Origin of the sequence: Aureibacter tunicatorum (assembly GCF_036492635.1) — a bacterium.
In the GTDB taxonomy this organism is placed as follows: Bacteria; Bacteroidota; Bacteroidia; order Cytophagales; family Cyclobacteriaceae; genus Aureibacter; species Aureibacter tunicatorum.
The window spans coordinates 20,117-41,447 of record NZ_AP025308.1 but is presented as its reverse complement, the minus strand read 5'-3'; the positions used below and the strand labels follow the sequence as shown (position 1 = coordinate 41,447).

The following is a 21,331-nucleotide window of genomic DNA, read 5'->3' as shown; positions in this document are numbered from 1 at the left end:
GTATGAATTAATTTATCTTAAAACAGTTATAACTCCCTTGCCGGAAATTTGTCTACCATTCTCCAGCTCGCCAATCAATACATAATCATAAGTATCAGCTAGGGCATCGGATTTAGTCGCCTGATTTTCTCCCTTCCATCCGGTATTTCTCATATACTCAATAGAATTCGATTCGAAAACTTTATTCCCCCATCTATCATAAACAATAAAAGAAAATTCTTTTTCTGTCATAAATTGAGAATAAATTCTCGCTGATTGATCCTCTGAATCATTAGCCAATGGTGTCAAAGCATTAGGTATGTAAAATGGATCCTTGTCTGAATAGTCCAGTCCTACTGCATAAACATTGAAAGCCAGCTCAGTATCAAAATGCTTTGCACTGGTTACAAAACTCTCATAAAGATCTTCAGCTTGAACTGAATACCCCATACTTCTAAATTCTGTTCCAACTTCTCTAGCTTCAGCTACTACGATTCCTTTCAAACCTTTTGGATTTGTCATGCCTTCCTCTGAAGAAAAAGAAATAGTAATCTTTCCGCTTTCCAACTTGCCTTCAACAGTTTTTTCCCATCTTGATGTTTCAACCACATCGTCGATATTCAATCCATTTTTTGGGTCAGGATTACTGTCAAATGCTTCCAAAGCTAGCAATGTGCCTGTACTCCCAGTAACTTCAATAGTTGATGCAGGCAAATACCTTCCATTTTTGCCTAGCGGAAAATACATTTCCTCGGTTCTTATCTCATGATATAATTTTCCATCAACAAATGATGTTCCGTCAAGCGATTCTATGACCTCGGAATCAATTCCCAAAATCATCTTATTCGACTCTCCAGTGAAGAAGACACCAGCATCTAACTGAAATGTGCGAGTAATTCTAAGGTCGCCCTCGATATTTTTATTACCTGCTCCACTTGTTTGCAATTGAGCTATATCAATTCCGCTATTACTTACCAACTGGTCATCCCCATTAAGTTCTATCCAGCCTTCGCCTTCATAGCCTCCTTGGTTCAACCAATCACCTGCGACAACAATTTGACCATTTTCATGATCATTCACTATTTTCGCAGTTGGAGCATTAACAACAGAACCAGAAACAATCAAATTCCCTAATTCTGAGCTATATTGATTTTGATTGGAGAAATCTCCAACCACAGTCATATTGCCGCCTTCTTTTATATCTCCGGTTTTATTCTCAATAGTTCCTGTATTTGACAAATCACCATTGACATGCAATATCGCCTGATCGCTAACATAAATATGCTGGCCATTATTTTGAAGAGTTTGAGCATTAGCGCCAAAAGACGTCAAAGCCAATAAACCCAAACTTCCCAGTATGATATTTTTGTTCATAGTAAATAATTCGTTTTAGGTAAAGAAAGGAGGGAGGTAATCTCCCTCACAAACGATTTATTTTGAGGTGATCTGCAAATGTTGCTTGATCAATTCAATATCCTTCAACAATGCGTCATTCTGAGCTTTTACTTCCTCATACTTAGCTTCTGCTGAAGCGTTGTCAGATTTCAAACCTTCGATGATCTGTTGTTGTTCTTTGATCGCTTCGATTAGGACTGGGATCAGGCCATTGTAGCTAACTGCTTTAAACCCTTTTTCATCTGTATGAACTAATGATGGTAATACTTTTTCAACCTCTTGAGCTATCACTCCTAGGTCTTGTTTATTTGAAGATTTCCATTTGTAAGAAGTTCCTCTCAATTTCATAACAGTATTTAGTGCATTTGAAATAGTATTTACATTTGATTTGAGTCTTTCATCAGATGTGTTTATTGTTCCACTAGCCCAAATAAACCCATAAACTTCTAAAGCATCTTGAATTCTTACTCTATCTCCAGCAGCGCTAATAGTTGTTCCATTCTCATTAGCATTAATATATTCACTAGTAAAGTATCTGACATTGGAAATATCTCCAACACCACAATCTTTAGCCATATAAATATTACCATTGACTCTTAATTCAACATCACAATATGGGTCTGTTCCTCCAATATTAATAGTACTTCTGATTCCATCATTTCCTGTTCCTTTGATATCACCAGTATTTATATCTCCATTAGTGGTAGAACTTTCCCAAGATGCTATTCCATTTTTAACAGTTAAAACTTTACCATTGTCTGATGAACCTCCTGTGGTTACTTTAGCATAAGGAACATTATTCAAAGAGAATTGACTACTTCCATTCAAGAAAAAATGATTTGTATTATAAGCTCTAGAAGTTGCAGTGCCTGCATTTCCAATCCACATATTTCCATCAGCAAGAGTAGGCATAGCATCATTATCAGCCCACTCTACATTTCCTCCGACAATTTTCAAGACTTGACCATCCGTCCCTGTTTCTGCATTTAATTTTATATCTGTACCTGAGATATCAAATTGATCACTATCAAATCCTTTTTCGACTGTTCCTTGTATAGTACCTACAAGCACTTTATTATCTGATATTGGATTAAGCGTAGCTTCACTATCGTTATTATCTAAAGAGATGACAAATTTACCATTGGCATCTTTTGTAAAAGAATCTACTCCTTGAGCATCAGTATTGACACCATTTTGCAAGTCCGCTAAATCAACAGTAACGGGATCTCCATCTTCAATCGAAATCGTCAATTCAGTTCCCGATAGACTTGCAGAAGTTAAGTTCTGATTATCTGAACTTACCAAGCCTGAAAGGTCAACTGTTCCTCCGTCTTCTAAAGTTATAATGTGAGAAGTTGCATCATAAGAAATCGATTGATTATCGCTTCCTTCTAAGTCAGCCAAATCAACTGTTGTTGATGCTCCATTTTCTATAGATATCGTTAACTCTGTGCCTGACAATACTGCTGATGTTAAATCCTGCTCATCTGAATTAACGCCATTTTGCAAGTCCACTAGATCAACTGTTACTGGGTTTCCATCTTCGATAGAAATTGTCAACTCTGTGCCTGTCAAGCTTGCAGCAGTAAGATTCTGATTATCTGAACTTACCAAGTCTGAAAGATCAACGGTTCCTCCGTCTTCTAAAGTTATAATGTGAGAAGTTGCGTCATAAGAAATCGATTGATTATCGCTTCCTTCTAAGTCAGCCAAATCAACTGTTGTTGATGCTCCATTTTCTATAGATATCGTTAACTCTGTGCCTGACAATTCTGCTGATGTTAAATCCTGCTCATCTGAATTAACGCCATTTTGCAAGTCCGCTAAATCAACTGTAACAGGATCTCCATCTTCGATAGAGATTGTCAACTCTGTGCCTGACAAGCTTGCAGCAGTTAGATTCTGATTATCTGAACTTACCAAGCCTGATAGATCAACTGTTCCTCCGTCTTCTAAAGTTATAATGTGAGAAGTTGCATCATAAGAAATTGACTGATTATCACTTCCCTCTAAGGCAGCCAAGTCTACTGTTGTTGATGCTCCATTTTCTATAGATATCGTTAACTCTGTTCCTGACAATACTGCTGATGTCAAGTCTTGCTCATCAAAGTTAACACCATTTTGCAAATCCGCTAAATCAACTGTAACGGGATCTCCATCTTCGATAGAGATTGTCAACTCTGTGCCTGACAAGCTTGCAGCAGTTAGATTCTGATTATCTGAACTTACCAAGCCTGATAGATCAACTGTTCCTCCGTCTTCTAAAGTTATAATGTGAGAAGTTGCATCATAAGAAATTGACTGATTATCACTTCCCTCTAAGGCAGCCAAGTCTACTGTTGTTGATGCTCCATTTTCTATAGATATCGTTAACTCTGTTCCTGACAATACTGCTGATGTCAAGTCTTGCTCATCAAAGTTAACACCATTTTGCAAATCCGCTAAATCAACTGTAACGGGATCTCCATCTTCGATAGAGATTGTCAACTCTGTGCCTGACAAGCTTGCAGCAGTTAGATTCTGATTATCTGAACTTACCAAGCCTGATAGATCAACTGTTCCTCCATCTTCTAAAGTTATAATGTGAGAGGTTGCATCATAAGAAATTGATTGATTATCGCTTCCCTCTAAGGCAGCCAAGTCTACTGTTGTTGAAGCTCCATTTTCTATTGATATCGTTAACTCAGTACCTGATAATACTGCTGATGTTAAATCCTGCTCATCTGAATTGACGCCATTTTGCAAGTCAGCTAAATCAACTGTAACAGGACTTCCATCTTCGATAGAGATTGTCAGCTCTGTGCCAGACAAACTTGCTGAAGTTAAATTCTGATTATCAGAACTTACCAAGCCTGAAAGATCAACTGTTCCTCCATCTTCCAAAGTAATAATATGCGATGTTGCATCGTAAGAAATTGATTGATCATCACTCCCTTCTAAGGCAGCCAAATCAACTGTTGTTGATGCTCCATTTTCTATAGATATCGTTAACTCAGTACCTGACAATACTGCTGATGTCAAGTCTTGCTCATCAGAATTTACTTCTCCTTGTAAATCTATCAAATCAACTGTAACGGGATTTCCATCTTCGATAGAGATTGTCAATTCTGTGCCAGACAAACTTGCTGAAGTTAAATTCTGATTATCAGAACTTACCAAGCCTGAAAGATCAACTGTTCCTCCATCTTCCAAAGTAATAATATGCGATGTTGCATCGTAAGAAATTGATTGATTATCGCTTCCCTCTAAGGCAGCCAAGTCTACTGTTGTTGAAGCTCCATTTTCTATAGATATCGTTAACTCAGTACCTGATAATACTGCTGATGTCAAATCTTGCTCATCTGAGTTTACTTCTCCTTGTAAATCTATCAAATCAACTGTAACGGGATCTCCATCTTCGATAGAGATTGTCAATTCTGTGCCTGACAAGCTTGCAGCAGTAAGGTTCTGATTGTCTGTATTATCTAAATAAGCAGTTAAATCAACACTATTCCCGCTTTCAATAGATAATAGATTTCCATTCAAAGCTAAATCTTGAATCTCATTTGATGAATCTAAATCACCATCATTAAGTATATGATCATCTATCTTTTGAGTATTATCAGCAATATTAGTCTCATTTACCGAAACTCTACCATCTAGATTCGTTATATCTGTTGTATTCTGTGTGATATTGGTTTCATTGGTTGAAACTCTACCATCTAGATTCGTTATATCCGTTGTATTCTGTGTGATATTCGTTTCATTGGTTGAAACTCTACCATCTAGATTCGTTATATCCGTTGTATTCTGTGTGATATTTGTTTCGTTGGTTGAAACTCTACCATCTAGATTAACAATATTTCCCTCTATCGTTGTAATACTGTTTGTATTGTTTTCGATATTAACCTCATTATCTGAAACTCGACTTGTTAAATCATCAAGATCCGTTTTGTCTGCTTTAGTATTATCTAAATCAACTAACTCATTATCTATTTCGATAAATTTATTCGTAATAGTAGTGGTTATATCATTAATTTGGTTTTGATACTTTTTAACACTAATTGTTTCGCCACCAACTAATACCAACTGATCATTTTCTTCATCAAAGCTTTTGATGCCTCCGATATTAGTTGGAATCCATTTACTCAAATCACCAGACCAGTAATAAATTTTTTCCTCGTCATTATCAAAGACCATTAGACCTTCATCCTTTAATGAAAGATTATTCCCCAAAGTTACTCTTTGAGAATTTGATAATCTTGGGATAATAAGACCTTGATTTCCGTCTTTTGACTCCAAGTGCAGTATTGCATTTTTGTTAGGCTCATTCGTGCCAATTCCGACGTTATTTTGAGCTATGACATCGCCACCTGTAAAGGCGATACTAGTTATTAGTCCCGCCGAAACCAATAATTTTAGGGGGTTAAATTTGGAATTCATTTTTGTAGTGTAAAGGTGTTCCTAAGATAAATTTTTAGTTAAATTATATTAACAGTATTACATATGTGACATTTCATCTTATAATATGACTGAAAGATAGTCAATCTAAGTATAAAAAAAAATTAAATTATTACTAAATTGACAATAAACAATTCACTATTTATAATATGGGTAAAAAAATAGAGCGACAATAATCGCTCTATAAGTTTCCAATTCATACTAAATTATCCAAAGTTAATCTCGATGAGGCTTAAATTAATCAATATTGAATATTTCCGATGGAATAACATTAAGCATATATTAACTCATAAATTAAATTGAACATTAATTTATTAAGTTAACAATCCCTTTTCTTTCTATTCTTCTGCCACTTTTCAAAGTACATTTTAATACATAGTCATACACTCCATTTCTCATCATGACATCTGTATTGAATTTTTGGCCATTCCAACCTTCTTGCAACATTTGATCCAAAACAGTAGTTTCGTACACCATATTACCCGTTTTATCATAAACTACAAACAAAAAATCTTCGCTTTCAATATCCTCGGAATATATTTTAATTCTTTGATTTTCATAATTTTCAGCTGATGGAGCTAAAGCATTAGGTATAACAATTCTATATTGTTCAAACTTTGCACCTAACCCAACCGCATATAAATATCTTTCTCCTGAACTAATTGTATTTCCTGACCTGACAAAGCCTTCCTGTCCATCACCAGTCACACCACCATTACCTATCTTATAAAATGGACCAGGCAAGCCTAAAGCTTCTGTAACAATAACATAATTCAATTGATCAACATCTAAAGGATCTTCAAAATAATATGGGAGTTCAATATATGCTTCTTCAAGATTACCTCTAACTTTTCTTTTCTCCCAATAAGCTGATTCGTCCACAAAATCGACATTCAAGCCCGCTTGGGCTCCTGTATTATCATCAAATGCCTCCATGGAGAGCATTAAATTATCTGCCTTTTCGATATTCATTTTCACAGGCAAATAAAAATCGCCTTTTCCAATTGGGAACCATTTTTCTCCCAGGCCTTCATGATACAACCTGCCATCAATATATGCGTTTTGACTTCCTCCTTGCACTATCGCATTTTCATAAATAAAAAGAGTGTCAGTTTCTGTTATATTCACAAATCCATTTATCATTGAGAGATTTGTCATAATACCAATAGTACCTCTAATGGATATTTCACTTCCTGAGTTATTAATAATCAGTCTATTAAAATTATTTCTCCCATGTTCTATTGATTGAGAGTTGGTGCCAACTACATAAAACTTGCCTTCATCATCAAAAGCAGCTTGATTGTCCCAGTCTTTAGCAACATGCAAATCCCCTTTATTATGAAGCTCCCCTTGGTTTAAAACCTCCATATTCATCTTCACTTCTGCACTGTTAGACCATGGGATTCCTGTATTCACTACTTGCCCAAATGATTTGATTAGACCAAATAGACAAGTGATGCATAAAATCGCTTCTTTCATATTTCTTTATTAAAAATTTGAAAATTAAAGAGAGGTATAAATACCTCTCACTCTTTATCACTTGCCTGATATCTGTAATTGTTGTTTAATCAATTCAATATCCGACTTCATTCCTTTATTTTCTGAACTTAATTTGTCAATTAGCTTAGATTGCAACTTCATTGACTTTGCTTGAAACTCCAACGCGCTTTTTAGGCTTTCGATATCCGTTTCTCCTTTTGCTAATTTCATCGTTAAGTCTTCGATAATTGTTTGTTGTTTCTTGATTGCCTCAATTAAAAATGGGATAATCCCGGTATAGTTTACTGACTTAAATCCATCAGGATTGACTGAAACTAATTTAGGCAAAATCTCCTCAACTTCTTGAGCGATCAAACCATACTCATGTTCATCACTTTTTTTCCAATGATATGACATTCCATTAAGCTTGAGGACCTTTTCAAGTGCGCTTTCAATAGAATGAATATCTTTTTTTAACCTTTTATCTGAAGCTCTCCACCAACTTCCACTTGTATAAATTTGTGTTGAATTTAAATAAATACCTGATAGTCCTCCATCAAGGTATATTCCGTCATATCCATACATGTGCAACCTTCCATACTGACTTATTGAGTAATAACCAAAACGATCATTATATGCACTAGTACTCCCATAATTCAACTCTCCTGTAGTTCTTTTCAACAGTTGATTCCCATTATACCTAGTATCTCCATGTATTTCATGGTCATCATTTAATGTAAAATTACTAGTTCCATTAAAAGCTCCTGACTCATCTCCATGATAAACTGTAAAACCTTTATCATTAAGTTTGAATTTTGCATTACTAATATCTGTACTTGATGGATCTTTCCAAACTACATCTCCAGAAGAATTCGTTGTAAGAACTTGTCCACTAGAGCCAGAACTAATTTTTTCAGGTTCTACAGCATCATCTTGGATTTTTCCTGTTGAGATTGCTGCATCTTTAATACTTATCGTATTTGCATTCAAATCAAAATGAGAGTTATCAAAACTTAAGCTTGTACCACTTCCAGAAATACTCAATGTATTCCCGGTTATTACAAAGTCCTGCAACTCGTTAGTCGGGTCTGTGTCATTATCATTCATTATGGATGCATCCAAACTCAGAACTTTATTTACTGTATCCAAATCAAATACATTTAAATCAAGTAATATATCATCCATATAATTATTATCCGTACCTACATATATCTCTGCATAATTTGCATATACTTTTGAAGGCTTTACTGCTTGAGATTGTATCAAACTTCCAGAAATCGACTGTTCTTTTAATTTAAACCCTTGGCTTGGGTCAATTTTAAAATGCGTTTGATAATATGCTACTTCCGCAGCTTTACCATTAATATCTCCAATAAAAATATGATCTTGACTTAAATCAGAATTATCTAGCGTAGACAAATCAACTGTTTTAGCCACTTCACCATCATTTTCAAGTGAAATTCTTAATTCATTATTTACTAAAGAAAATTGATCTATTATTTGATTATCTGTATTGATGCTTGATAGATCAACATCGTTCCCATCTTCTATCGACAGAGTAGAACCGCTCAAAGTTAAATTCTGGTCATCCGTATTGATATCGCCTACCAAATCAGCTATCGCAATCTGACCACCATTAGACAAATTGATCACTTGGTTCGCTGCATCATAAGAAATCTGCTGAGCATCCGTGTTGTCTAGCAATGCCGACAAATCAACCGTGCCCCCATTTTCCAAAGTCACTACCTGAGTAGCTGCATCGTATGTCAGTTGCTGATCGTCTGTATTGATGTCGCCTACCAAATCTGCTATCGCAATCTGGCCGCCATTCGACAAATTAATCACTTGGTTCGCTGCGTCATAAGAAATCTGCTGAGCATCCGTATTGTCCAGCAATGCCGATAAATCAACCGTGCCGCCATTTTCCAAAGTCACTACCTGAGTAGCCGCATCGTATGTCAATTGCTGGTCATCTGTATTGATATCGCCTACCAAATCAGCTATCGCAATCTGACCACCATTCGACAAATTGATCACTTGGTTCGCTGCGTCGTAAGAAATCTGCTGAGCATCCGTGTTGTCCAGCAATGCCGACAAATCAACCGTGCCGCCATTTTCCAAAGTCACTACCTGAGTAGACGCATCGTATGTTAATTGCTGGTCGTCTGTATTGATGCTTGATAAGTCAACATCGTTTCCATCTTCTATCGATAGAGTAGAACCGCTCAAGGTTAAATTCTGGTCATCCGTATTGATATCGCCTACCAAATCAGCTATCGCGATCTGGCCGCCATTCGACAAATTGATCACTTGGTTTGCTGCGTCATAAGAAATCTGCTGAGCATCCGTGTTGTCTAGCAATGCCGACAAATCAACCGTGCCCCCATTTTCCAAAGTCACTACCTGAGTAGCTGCATCGTATGTCAATTGCTGGTCGTCTGTGTTGATATCGCCAACCAAATCTGCTATCGCAATCTGGCCGCCATTAGACAAATTGATCACTTGGTTCGCTGCGTCGTAAGAAATCTGCTGAGCGTCCGTGTTGTCTAGCAATGCCGACAAATCAACTGTGCCGCCATTTTCCAAAGTCACCACCTGAGTAGCCGCATCGTATGTCAATTGCTGGTCGTCTGTATTGATGTCGCCTACCAAATCAGCTATCGCAATCTGGCCGCCATTAGACAAATTGATCACTTGGTTCGCTGCGTCGTAAGAAATCTGCTGAGCGTCCGTGTTGTCCAGCAATGCCGACAAATCAACCGTGCCGCCATTTTCCAAAGTCACCACCTGAGTAGCCGCATCATATGTCAATTGCTGATCGTCTGTATTGATGTCGCCTACCAAATCAGCTATCGCAATCTGGCCGCCATTAGACAAATTGATCACTTGGTTCGCTGCGTCGTAAGAAATCTGCTGAGCGTCCGTGTTGTCTAGCAACGCCGACAAATCAACCGTGCCGCCATTTTCCAAGGTCACAACATGAGTAGCAGCATCGTATGTCAATTGCTGGTCGTCTGTATTGATATCGCCTACCAAATCAGCTATCGCGATCTGGCCGCCATTAGACAAATTGATCACTTGGTTCGCTGCATCGTAAGAAATCTGCTGAGCGTCCGTGTTGTCTAGCAATGCCGACAAATCAACTGTGCCGCCATTTTCCAAAGTCACAACCTGAGTGGCTGCATCATATGTTAATTGCTGGTCGTCTGTGTTGATATCGCCTACCAAATCTGCTATCGCAATCTGGCCCCCATTAGACAAGTTGATCACTTGGTTCGCTGCGTCGTAAGAAATCTGCTGCGCGTCCGTGTTATCTAGCAATGCCGACAAATCAACTGTGCCACCATTTTCCAAAGTCACAACCTGAGTGGCTGCATCGTATGTTAATTGCTGAGCGTCTGTGTTGATGCTGGATAGATCAACATCGTTTCCATCTTCTATCGATAGAGTAGAACCGCTCAAGGTTAAATTCTGGTCATCCGTATTGATATCGCCTACCAAATCTGCTATCGCAATCTGGCCGCCATTCGACAAATTAATCACTTGGTTCGCTGCGTCATAAGAAATCTGCTGAGCATCCGTATTGTCCAGCAATGCCGATAAATCAACCGTGCCGCCATTTTCCAAAGTCACTACCTGAGTAGCCGCATCGTATGTCAATTGCTGGTCATCTGTATTGATATCGCCTACCAAATCAGCTATCGCAATCTGACCACCATTCGACAAATTGATCACTTGGTTCGCTGCGTCGTAAGAAATCTGCTGAGCATCCGTGTTGTCCAGCAATGCCGACAAATCAACCGTGCCGCCATTTTCCAAAGTCACTACCTGAGTAGACGCATCGTATGTTAATTGCTGGTCGTCTGTATTGATGCTTGATAAGTCAACATCGTTTCCATCTTCTATCGATAGAGTAGAACCGCTCAAGGTTAAATTCTGGTCATCCGTATTGATATCGCCTACCAAATCAGCTATCGCGATCTGGCCGCCATTCGACAAATTGATCACTTGGTTTGCTGCGTCATAAGAAATCTGCTGAGCATCCGTGTTGTCTAGCAATGCCGACAAATCAACCGTGCCCCCATTTTCCAAAGTCACTACCTGAGTAGCTGCATCGTATGTCAATTGCTGGTCGTCTGTGTTGATATCGCCAACCAAATCTGCTATCGCAATCTGGCCGCCATTAGACAAATTGATCACTTGGTTCGCTGCGTCGTAAGAAATCTGCTGAGCGTCCGTGTTGTCTAGCAATGCCGACAAATCAACTGTGCCGCCATTTTCCAAAGTCACCACCTGAGTAGCCGCATCGTATGTCAATTGCTGGTCGTCTGTATTGATGTCGCCTACCAAATCAGCTATCGCAATCTGGCCGCCATTAGACAAATTGATCACTTGGTTCGCTGCGTCGTAAGAAATCTGCTGAGCGTCCGTGTTGTCCAGCAATGCCGACAAATCAACCGTGCCGCCATTTTCCAAAGTCACCACCTGAGTAGCCGCATCATATGTCAATTGCTGATCGTCTGTATTGATGTCGCCTACCAAATCAGCTATCGCAATCTGGCCGCCATTAGACAAATTGATCACTTGGTTCGCTGCGTCGTAAGAAATCTGCTGAGCGTCCGTGTTGTCTAGCAACGCCGACAAATCAACCGTGCCGCCATTTTCCAAGGTCACAACATGAGTAGCAGCATCGTATGTCAATTGCTGGTCGTCTGTATTGATATCGCCTACCAAATCAGCTATCGCGATCTGGCCGCCATTAGACAAATTGATCACTTGGTTCGCTGCATCGTAAGAAATCTGCTGAGCGTCCGTGTTGTCTAGCAATGCCGACAAATCAACTGTGCCGCCATTTTCCAAAGTCACAACCTGAGTGGCTGCATCATATGTTAATTGCTGGTCGTCTGTGTTGATATCGCCTACCAAATCTGCTATCGCAATCTGGCCCCCATTAGACAAGTTGATCACTTGGTTCGCTGCGTCGTAAGAAATCTGCTGCGCGTCCGTGTTATCTAGCAATGCCGACAAATCAACTGTGCCACCATTTTCCAAAGTCACAACCTGAGTGGCTGCATCGTATGTTAATTGCTGAGCGTCTGTGTTGATGCTGGATAGATCAACATCGTTTCCATCTTCTATCGATAGAGTAGAACCGCTCAAGGTTAAATTCTGGTCATCCGTATTGATATCGCCTACCAAATCTGCTATCGCAATCTGGCCGCCATTCGACAAATTAATCACTTGGTTCGCTGCGTCGTAAGAAATCTGCTGAGCATCCGTATTGTCTAGCAATGCCGACAAATCAACTGTGCCGCCATTTTCCAAAGTCACTACCTGAGTAGCCGCATCGTATGTCAGTTGCTGATCGTCTGTATTGATGTCGCCTACCAAATCTGCTATCGCAATCTGACCGCCATTCGACAAATTAATCACTTGGTTCGCAGCGTCGTAAGAGATCTGCTGAGCGTCCGTATTGTCCAGCAATGCCGACAAATCAACCGTGCCGCCATTTTCCAAAGTCACCACCTGAGTAGCCGCATCGTATGTCAATTGCTGATCGTCTGTGTTGATGCTTGATAGATCAACATCATTTCCATCTTCTATCGACAGAGTAGAACCGCTCAAAGTTAAATTCTGGTCATCCGTATTGATATCGCCTACCAAATCAGCTATCGCAATCTGACCACCATTAGACAAATTGATCACTTGGTTCGCTGCATCATAAGAAATCTGCTGAGCATCCGTGTTGTCTAGCAATGCCGACAAATCAACCGTGCCGCCATTTTCCAAAGTCACTACCTGAGTAGCTGCATCGTATGTCAATTGCTGGTCGTCTGTGTTGATATCGCCAACCAAATCTGCTATCGCAATCTGGCCCCCATTAGACAAGTTGATCACTTGATTCGCTGCGTCGTAAGAAATCTGCTGAGCATCCGTGTTGTCTAGCAATGCCGACAAATCAACTGTACCGCCATTTTCCAAAGTCACAACCTGAGTAGCCGCATCGTATGTCAATTGCTGGTCGTCTGTATTGATATCGCCTACCAAATCAGCTATCGCGATCTGGCCGCCATTAGACAAATTGATCACTTGGTTCGCTGCATCATAAGAAATCTGCTGAGCATCCGTGTTGTCTAGCAATGCCGACAAATCAACCGTGCCGCCATTTTCCAAAGTCACTACCTGAGTAGCTGCATCGTATGTCAATTGCTGGTCGTCTGTGTTGATATCGCCAACCAAATCTGCTATCGCAATCTGGCCCCCATTAGACAAGTTGATCACTTGATTCGCTGCGTCGTAAGAAATCTGCTGAGCATCCGTGTTGTCTAGCAATGCCGACAAATCAACTGTACCGCCATTTTCCAAAGTCACAACCTGAGTAGCCGCATCGTATGTCAATTGCTGGTCGTCTGTATTGATATCGCCTACCAAATCAGCTATCGCGATCTGGCCGCCATTAGACAAATTGATCACTTGGTTCGCTGCATCATAAGAAATCTGCTGAGCATCCGTGTTGTCTAGCAATGCCGACAAATCAACCGTGCCGCCATTTTCCAAAGTCACTACCTGAGTAGCTGCATCGTATGTCAATTGCTGGTCGTCTGTGTTGATATCGCCAACCAAATCTGCTATCGCAATCTGGCCCCCATTAGACAAGTTGATCACTTGATTCGCTGCGTCGTAAGAAATCTGCTGAGCATCCGTGTTGTCTAGCAATGCCGACAAATCAACTGTACCGCCATTTTCCAAAGTCACAACCTGAGTAGCCGCATCGTATGTCAATTGCTGGTCGTCTGTATTGATATCGCCTACCAAATCAGCTATCGCGATCTGGCCGCCATTAGACAAATTGATCACTTGGTTCGCTGCATCATAAGAAATCTGCTGAGCATCCGTGTTGTCTAGCAATGCCGACAAATCAACCGTGCCGCCATTTTCCAAAGTCACTACCTGAGTAGCTGCATCGTATGTCAATTGCTGGTCGTCTGTGTTGATATCGCCAACCAAATCTGCTATCGCAATCTGGCCCCCATTAGACAAGTTGATCACTTGATTCGCTGCGTCGTAAGAAATCTGCTGAGCATCCGTGTTGTCTAGCAATGCCGACAAATCAACTGTGCCGCCATTTTCCAAAGTCACCACCTGAGTAGCTGCATCGTATGTCAATTGCTGGTCGTCTGTGTTGATGCTTGATAGATCAACATCGTTTCCATCTTCTATCGATAGAGTAGAACCACTCAAGGTTAAATTCTGATCATCCGTATTAATATCGCCTACCAAATCAGCTATCGCAATCTGGCCGCCATTAGACAAATTGATCACTTGGTTCGCAGCGTCGTAAGAAATCTGCTGAGCATCCGTGTTGTCTAGCAATGCCGACAAATCAACCGTGCCGCCATTTTCCAAAGTCACAATCTGAGTAGCCGCATCGTATGTCAATTGCTGGTCGTCTGTGTTGATATCGCCTACCAAATCAGCTATCGCGATCTGGCCGCCATTAGACAAATTGATCACTTGGTTCGCTGCGTCGTAAGAAATCTGCTGAGCATCCGTGTTGTCCAGCAATGCCGACAAATCAACCGTGCCGCCATTAGACAAATTGATCACTTGGTTCGCAGCGTCATAAGAAATCTGCTGAGCATCCGTGTTGTCTAGCAATGCCGACAAATCAACCGTGCCGCCATTTTCCAAAGTCACAATCTGAGTAGCCGCATCGTATGTCAATTGCTGGTCGTCTGTGTTGATATCGCCTACCAAATCAGCTATCGCGATCTGGCCGCCATTAGACAAATTGATCACTTGGTTCGCTGCGTCGTAAGAAATCTGCTGAGCATCCGTGTTGTCCAGCAATGCCGACAAATCAACCGTGCCGCCATTTTCCAAAGTCACTATCTGAGTAGCAGCATCATATGTCAGTTGCTGATCGTCTGTATTGATATCGCCTATCAAATCAGCTATCGCGATCTGGCCGCCATTAGACAAGTTGATCACTTGGTTCGCAGCGTCGTAAGAAATCTGCTGAGCATCCGTGTTGTCTAGCAATGCCGACAAGTCAACCGTGCCGCCATTTTCCAAAGTCACTATCTGAGTAGCAGCATCATATGTCAGTTGCTGGTCGTCTGTATTGATGCTTGATAAGTCAACATCGTTTCCATCTTCTATCGATAGAGTAGAACCGCTCAAAGTTAAATTCTGGTCATCCGTATTGATATCGCCTACCAAATCAGCTATTGCGATCTGACCGCCATTAGACAAGTTGATCACTTGGTTCGCCGCGTCGTAAGAAATCTGCTGAGCATCCGTATTGTCTAGCAATGCCGACAAATCAACCGTGCCGCCATTTTCCAAAGTCACAATCTGAGTAGCAGCATCGTATGTCAGTTGCTGGTCATCTGTATTGATATCGCCTACCAAATCGGCTATCGCAATCTGGCCGCCATTAGACAAGTTGATCACTAGGTTCGCTGCGTCGTAAGAAATCTGCTGAGCATCCGTGTTGTCTAGCAATGCCGACAAATCAACCGTGCCGCCATTTTCCAAAGTCACAATCTGAGTAGCCGCATCGTATGTCAATTGCTGGTCGTCTGTGTTGATATCGCCTACCAAATCAGCTATCGCGACCTGCCCGCCATTAGACAAATTGATCACTTGGTTCGCTGCATCATAAGAAATCTGCTGAGCATCCGTGTTGTCCAGCAATGCCGACAAATCAACTGTACCGCCATTTTCCAAAGTCACAACCTGAGTGGCAGCATCGTATGTCAATTGCTGGTCATCTGTGTTGATATCGCCTACCAAATCAGCTATCGCGATCTGGCCCCCATTAGACAAATTGATCACTTGGTTCGCAGCGTCGTAAGAAATCTGCTGAGCATCCGTATTGTCTAGCAATGCCGACAAATCAACCGTGCCGCCATTTTCCAAAGTCACAATCTGAGTAGCAGCATCGTATGTCAGTTGCTGGTCATCTGTATTGATATCGCCTACCAAATCGGCTATCGCAATCTGGCCGCCATTAGACAAGTTGATCACTTGGTTCGCTGCGTCGTAAGAAATCTGCTGAGCATCCGTGTTGTCTAACAATGCTGACAAATCAATCGTGCCGCCATTTTCCAAAGTCACTACCTGAGTAGCCGCATCGTATGTCAATTGCTGGTCGTCTGTATTGATGCTTGATAGATCAACATCGTTACCATCTTCTATCGATAGAGTAGAACCGCTCAAGGTTAAATTCTGGTCATCCGTATTGATATCGCCTACCAAATCAGCTATCGCGATCTGACCACCATTCGACAAATTGATCACTTGGTTCGCTGCGTCATAAGAAATCTGCTGAGCGTCCGTGTTGTCTAGCAATGCCGACAAATCAACTGTGCCGCCATTTTCCAAAGTCACAATCTGAGTAGCCGCATCGTATGTCAATTGCTGGTCGTCTGTGTTGATATCGCCTACCAAATCAGCTATCGCGATCTGGCCGCCATTCGACAAGTTGATCACTTGGTTCGCAGCGTCGTAAGAAATCTGCTGAGCATCCGTATTGTCGAGCAATGCCGACAAATCAACTGTGCCGCCATTTTCCAAAGTCACAATCTGAGTGGCAGCATCGTATGTCAATTGCTGGTCATCTGTATTGATATCGCCTACCAAATCAGCTATTGCGATCTGCCCCCCATTCGACAAATTGATCACTTGGTTCGCAGCATCATAAGAAATCTGCTGAGCATCCGTGTTGTCTAGCAATGCCGACAAATCAACTGTGCCGCCATTTTCCAAAGTTACTACCTGAGTAGTCGCATCGTATGTTAATTGCTGGTCATCTGTATTGATATCGCCTACCAAATCAGCTATCGAAATCTGGCCGCCATTAGACAAATTGATCACCTGGTTCGATGCGTCGTAAGAAATCTGCTGAGCGTCCGTGTTGTCCAGCAATGCCGACAAATCAACCGTGCCGCCATTTTCCAAAGTCACAATCTGAGTAGCAGCATCGTATGTCAGTTGCTGGTCATCTGTATTGATATCGCCTACCAAATCGGCTATCGCAATCTGGCCGCCATTAGACAAGTTGATCACTTGGTTCGCTGCGTCGTAAGAAATCTGCTGAGCGTCCGTGTTGTCTAGCAATGCCGACAAATCAACCGTGCCGCCATTTTCCAAGGTCACTACCTGAGTAGCTGCATCGTATGTCAATTGCTGGTCGTCTGTATTGATATCGCCTACCAAATCAGCTATCGCGATCTGACCGCCATTAGACAAATTGATCACTTGGTTTGCAGCGTCATAAGAAATCTGCTGAGCGTCCGTGTTGTCTAGCAATGCTGACAAATCAACTGTGCCGCCATTTTCCAAAGTCACTACCTGAGTAGCCGCATCGTATGTCAGTTGCTGATCGTCTGTATTGATGTCGCCTACCAAATCAGCTATCGCGATCTGACCGCCATTAGACAAGTTGATCACTTGGTTCGCTGCGTCGTAAGAAATCTGCTGAGCGTCCGTGTTGTCTAGCAATGCTGACAAATCAACCGTACCGCCATTTTCCAAAGTCACTACCTGAGTAGCTGCATCGTATGTCAGTTGCTGATCGTCTGTATTGATATCGCCTACCAAATCAGCTATCGCGATCTGGCCGCCATTAGACAAGTTGATCACTTGGTTCGCTGCGTCATAAGAAATCTGCTGAGCATCCGTGTTGTCTAGCAATGCCGACAAATCAACTGTGCCGCCATTTTCCAAAGTCACTACCTGAGTAGACGCATCGTATGTTAATTGCTGGTCGTCTGTATTGATGCTGGATAGATCAACATCGTTTCCATCTTCTATCGATAGAGTAGAACCGCTCAAGGTTAAATTCTGGTCATCCGTATTGATATCGCCTACCAAATCAGCTATCGCGATCTGGCCGCCATTCGACAAATTGATCACTTGGTTCACTGCGTTATAAGAAATCTGCTGAGCATCCGTGTTGTCTAGCAATGCCGACAAATCAACCGTGCCGCCATTTTCCAAAGTTACCACCTGAGTAGCTGCATCGTATGTCAATTGCTGGTCATCTGTATTGATATCGCCTACCAAATCAGCTATCGCAATCTGACCACCATTCGTCAAATTGATCACTTGGTTCGCAGCGTCGTAAGAAATCTGCTGAGCATCCGTGTTGTCCAGCAATGCCGACAAATCAACCGTGCCGCCATTTTCCAAGGTCACTACCTGAGTAGCCGCATCGTATGTTAATTGCTGGTCGTCTGTGTTGATATCACCTACCAAATCGGCTATCGCGATCTGACCGCCATTAGACAAATTGATCACTTGGTTTGCAGCGTCGTAAGAAATCTGCTGAGCATCCGTGTTGTCTAGCAATGCCGACAAATCAACCGTGCCGCCATTTTCCAAAGTCACTACCTGAGTAGCCGCATCGTATGTCAATTGCTGGTCGTCTGTATTGATATCGCCTACCAAATCAGCTATCGCAATCTGACCGCCATTAGACAAGTTGATCACTTGGTTCGCTGCATCATAAGAAATCTGCTGAGCATCCGTATTGTCTAGCAATGCCGACAAATCAACCGTGCCCCCATTTTCCAAAGTCACTATCTGAGTAGCAGCATCATATGTCAGTTGCTGGTCGTCTGTATTGATGCTTGATAAGTCAACATCGTTTCCATCTTCTATCGATAGAGTAGAACCGCTCAAAATTAAATTCTGGTCATCCGTATTGATATCGCCTACCAAATCAGCTATCGCGATCTGGCCGCCATTAGACAAGTTGATCACTTGGTTCGCTGCATCATAAGAAATCTGCTGAGCATCTGTATTGTCTAGCAATGCCGATAAATCAACCGTGCCGCCATTTTCCAAAGTCACTACCTGAGTAGCAGCATCGTATGTCAATTGCTGGTCATCTGTATTGATATCGCCTACCAAATCAGCTATCGCGATCTGGCCGCCATTAGACAAGTTGATCACTTGGTTCGCTGCATCGTAAGAAATCTGCTGAGCGTCCGTGTTGTCTAGCAATGCCGACAAATCAACCGTGCCGCCATTTTCCAAAGTCACAACCTGAGTAGCCGCATCGTATGTCAGTTGCTGATCGTCTGTATTGATATCGCCTATCAAATCAGCTATCGCGATCTGACCGCCATTCGACAAGTTGATCACTTGATTCGCTGCGTCGTAAGAAATCTGCTGAGCATCCGTGTTGTCTAGCAATGCCGACAAATCAACCGTGCCGCCATTTTCCAAAGTCACAACCTGAGTAGCCGCATCGTATGTTAATTGCTGATCGTCTGTATTGATATCGCCTACCAAATCAGCTATTGCAATCTGGCCGCCATTCGACAAATTGATCACTTGGTTCGCAGCGTCGTAAGAAATCTGCTGAGCGTCCGTGTTGTCTAGCAATGCCGACAAATCAACCGTGCCGCCATTTTCCAAAGTCACTACCTGAGTAGCCGCATCGTATGTCAATTGCTGGTCGTCTGTGTTGATGCTTGAGATCAAATTATAAATTCTTGCAGAGTCCGATTTGGAGTCTAGTTTAGCATTAATTATTGCTAAATTTTGTGAAATTAAATCATAAACACTTGTAGAATCTGCCTTTGTTGACAATAATGCCAACAATTCTTCTCTTTCAACTATAATCCTCCATGAATTTCCATCCCAATAATAAAAATGATCTTCAGTCAAATCAAAAACTATTAAACCATTCTCACTACTTGATAATTTATTACCTAGCTTTAATCTTTGGCTTGAATTCATTCTAGGAATCAACAACCCTTGATCATTTCCAGGCGACACCAATTCCAATACAGCATTAGGGTTTGGATCCAAGGTTCCAATTCCTACATTATTTTGAGCTAAAGAATCAATGGAAACTATAAGCGATATAAAAATAAATAGTAAAAAGAATTTCTTTAAAATAGTAAATCTTCTCCTCATAGGCTTTTGTATTAATCAAATATCTATCTAAAAAACAAATCATTATAGTATCATAATATACAAATAAAATACTTGAAATTAACGATTTGTAATATTTGAGATAAAAAAACACTAAGATTCTGAATAAAATTACTTTTACTAAGGATTTGTATAAATCACACAATTATTTAATTAAAAATTTTCAAAAAAAAATTTGTAAAATATAAAATAGCAAATGTAAGAAGATGTAAGATTTTTATTTTTTTTAAAAAAACAGCCTAAATGTTGATTATAATAAGGTATTTAAGCTTAATTATTAAAAAATACATAATACAAGTAAAATAAAAAACATATAGAAAATATAAACAAAAGCATTTTAACTAGAATAATATGGCACATCCAGTTAAAATGCTCATTTATCAAATAATACTCAACGCAATTTCCATCATTTGCGTAAATGTATTTTGCCTATCTACTGAGTTAAGCTCTTCACCTGTCACCAAGCTATCGCTAACAGTTAAAATAGTCAAAGCTTTAGCATTATATTTTGCAGCCAAAGTATATAATGCTGTAGTCTCCATTTCGACAGCAAGGACTCCAAAATCAGCCCATTGTTTCCAAGCGTCAGGTTTGTCACCATAAAAAGTATCAGAAGTCAAAATATTACCCACATGCACTGTCACATTATGATCCTTGGCATTGTGATATGCTGCATTCAATAACTCAAAATCTGCCACAGGCGCAAAATCCTTGCCTTCAAAACGTATTTTGTTAATAGCAGAATCTGTAGATGATGTCATGGCCAATATTATATCCCTAACTTTCACATCTTCTTGAAAAGAACCACAACTACCAACTCTTATTAAATTCTTTACGCCATAATCTTTGATTAATTCATTAACATAAATACTAATAGAAGGCACTCCCATTCCTGACCCTTGTACTGATACTTTATGCCCTTTATAATAGCCTGTAAAGCCAAGCATTCCTCTTACTTCATTATAACAATAAACATCCTCTAGAAAATTATCTGCTATATATTTTGCTCTCATAGGATCTCCTGGCAAAAGAATTGTCTCCGCAATTTGTCCTTTTTCAGCTCCAATATGTATACTCATAAAAC

General features: G+C 40.7%; 5 protein-coding genes. All 5 read right to left on the bottom strand.

Annotation, left to right across the window (positions count from 1 at the left end):
• Positions 1–12: 12 nt before the first annotated feature.
• Positions 13–1,353 carry a T9SS type B sorting domain-containing protein gene (locus tag AABK36_RS23825; protein WP_309943287.1) on the bottom strand — a complete coding sequence of 447 codons (1,341 nt, stop codon included), beginning with the start codon at positions 1,351–1,353 and terminating at the stop codon, positions 13–15.
• A 57-nt stretch (positions 1,354–1,410) separates the two neighbouring features.
• Entirely contained in the window at positions 1,411–5,796 is a 4,386-nt protein-coding gene (locus tag AABK36_RS23820) for a tail fiber domain-containing protein (protein WP_338390364.1), read from the bottom strand.
• A 324-nt stretch (positions 5,797–6,120) separates the two neighbouring features.
• Positions 6,121–7,293 (bottom strand): T9SS type B sorting domain-containing protein, encoded by a 1,173-nt coding sequence (locus AABK36_RS23815; RefSeq protein WP_309943292.1) that lies wholly within the window; start codon positions 7,291–7,293, stop codon positions 6,121–6,123.
• A gap of 57 nt (positions 7,294–7,350) precedes the next feature.
• Positions 7,351–20,229: a tail fiber domain-containing protein gene (locus AABK36_RS23810; protein ID WP_338390363.1), complete on the bottom strand. Its 12,879-nt coding sequence runs from the start codon at positions 20,227–20,229 to the stop codon at positions 7,351–7,353.
• A 398-nt stretch (positions 20,230–20,627) separates the two neighbouring features.
• Positions 20,628–21,326 carry a purine-nucleoside phosphorylase gene (gene deoD / locus AABK36_RS23805; protein WP_309942559.1) on the bottom strand — a complete coding sequence of 233 codons (699 nt, stop codon included), beginning with the start codon at positions 21,324–21,326 and terminating at the stop codon, positions 20,628–20,630.
• Between the last annotated feature and the right edge of the window lie 5 nt (positions 21,327–21,331).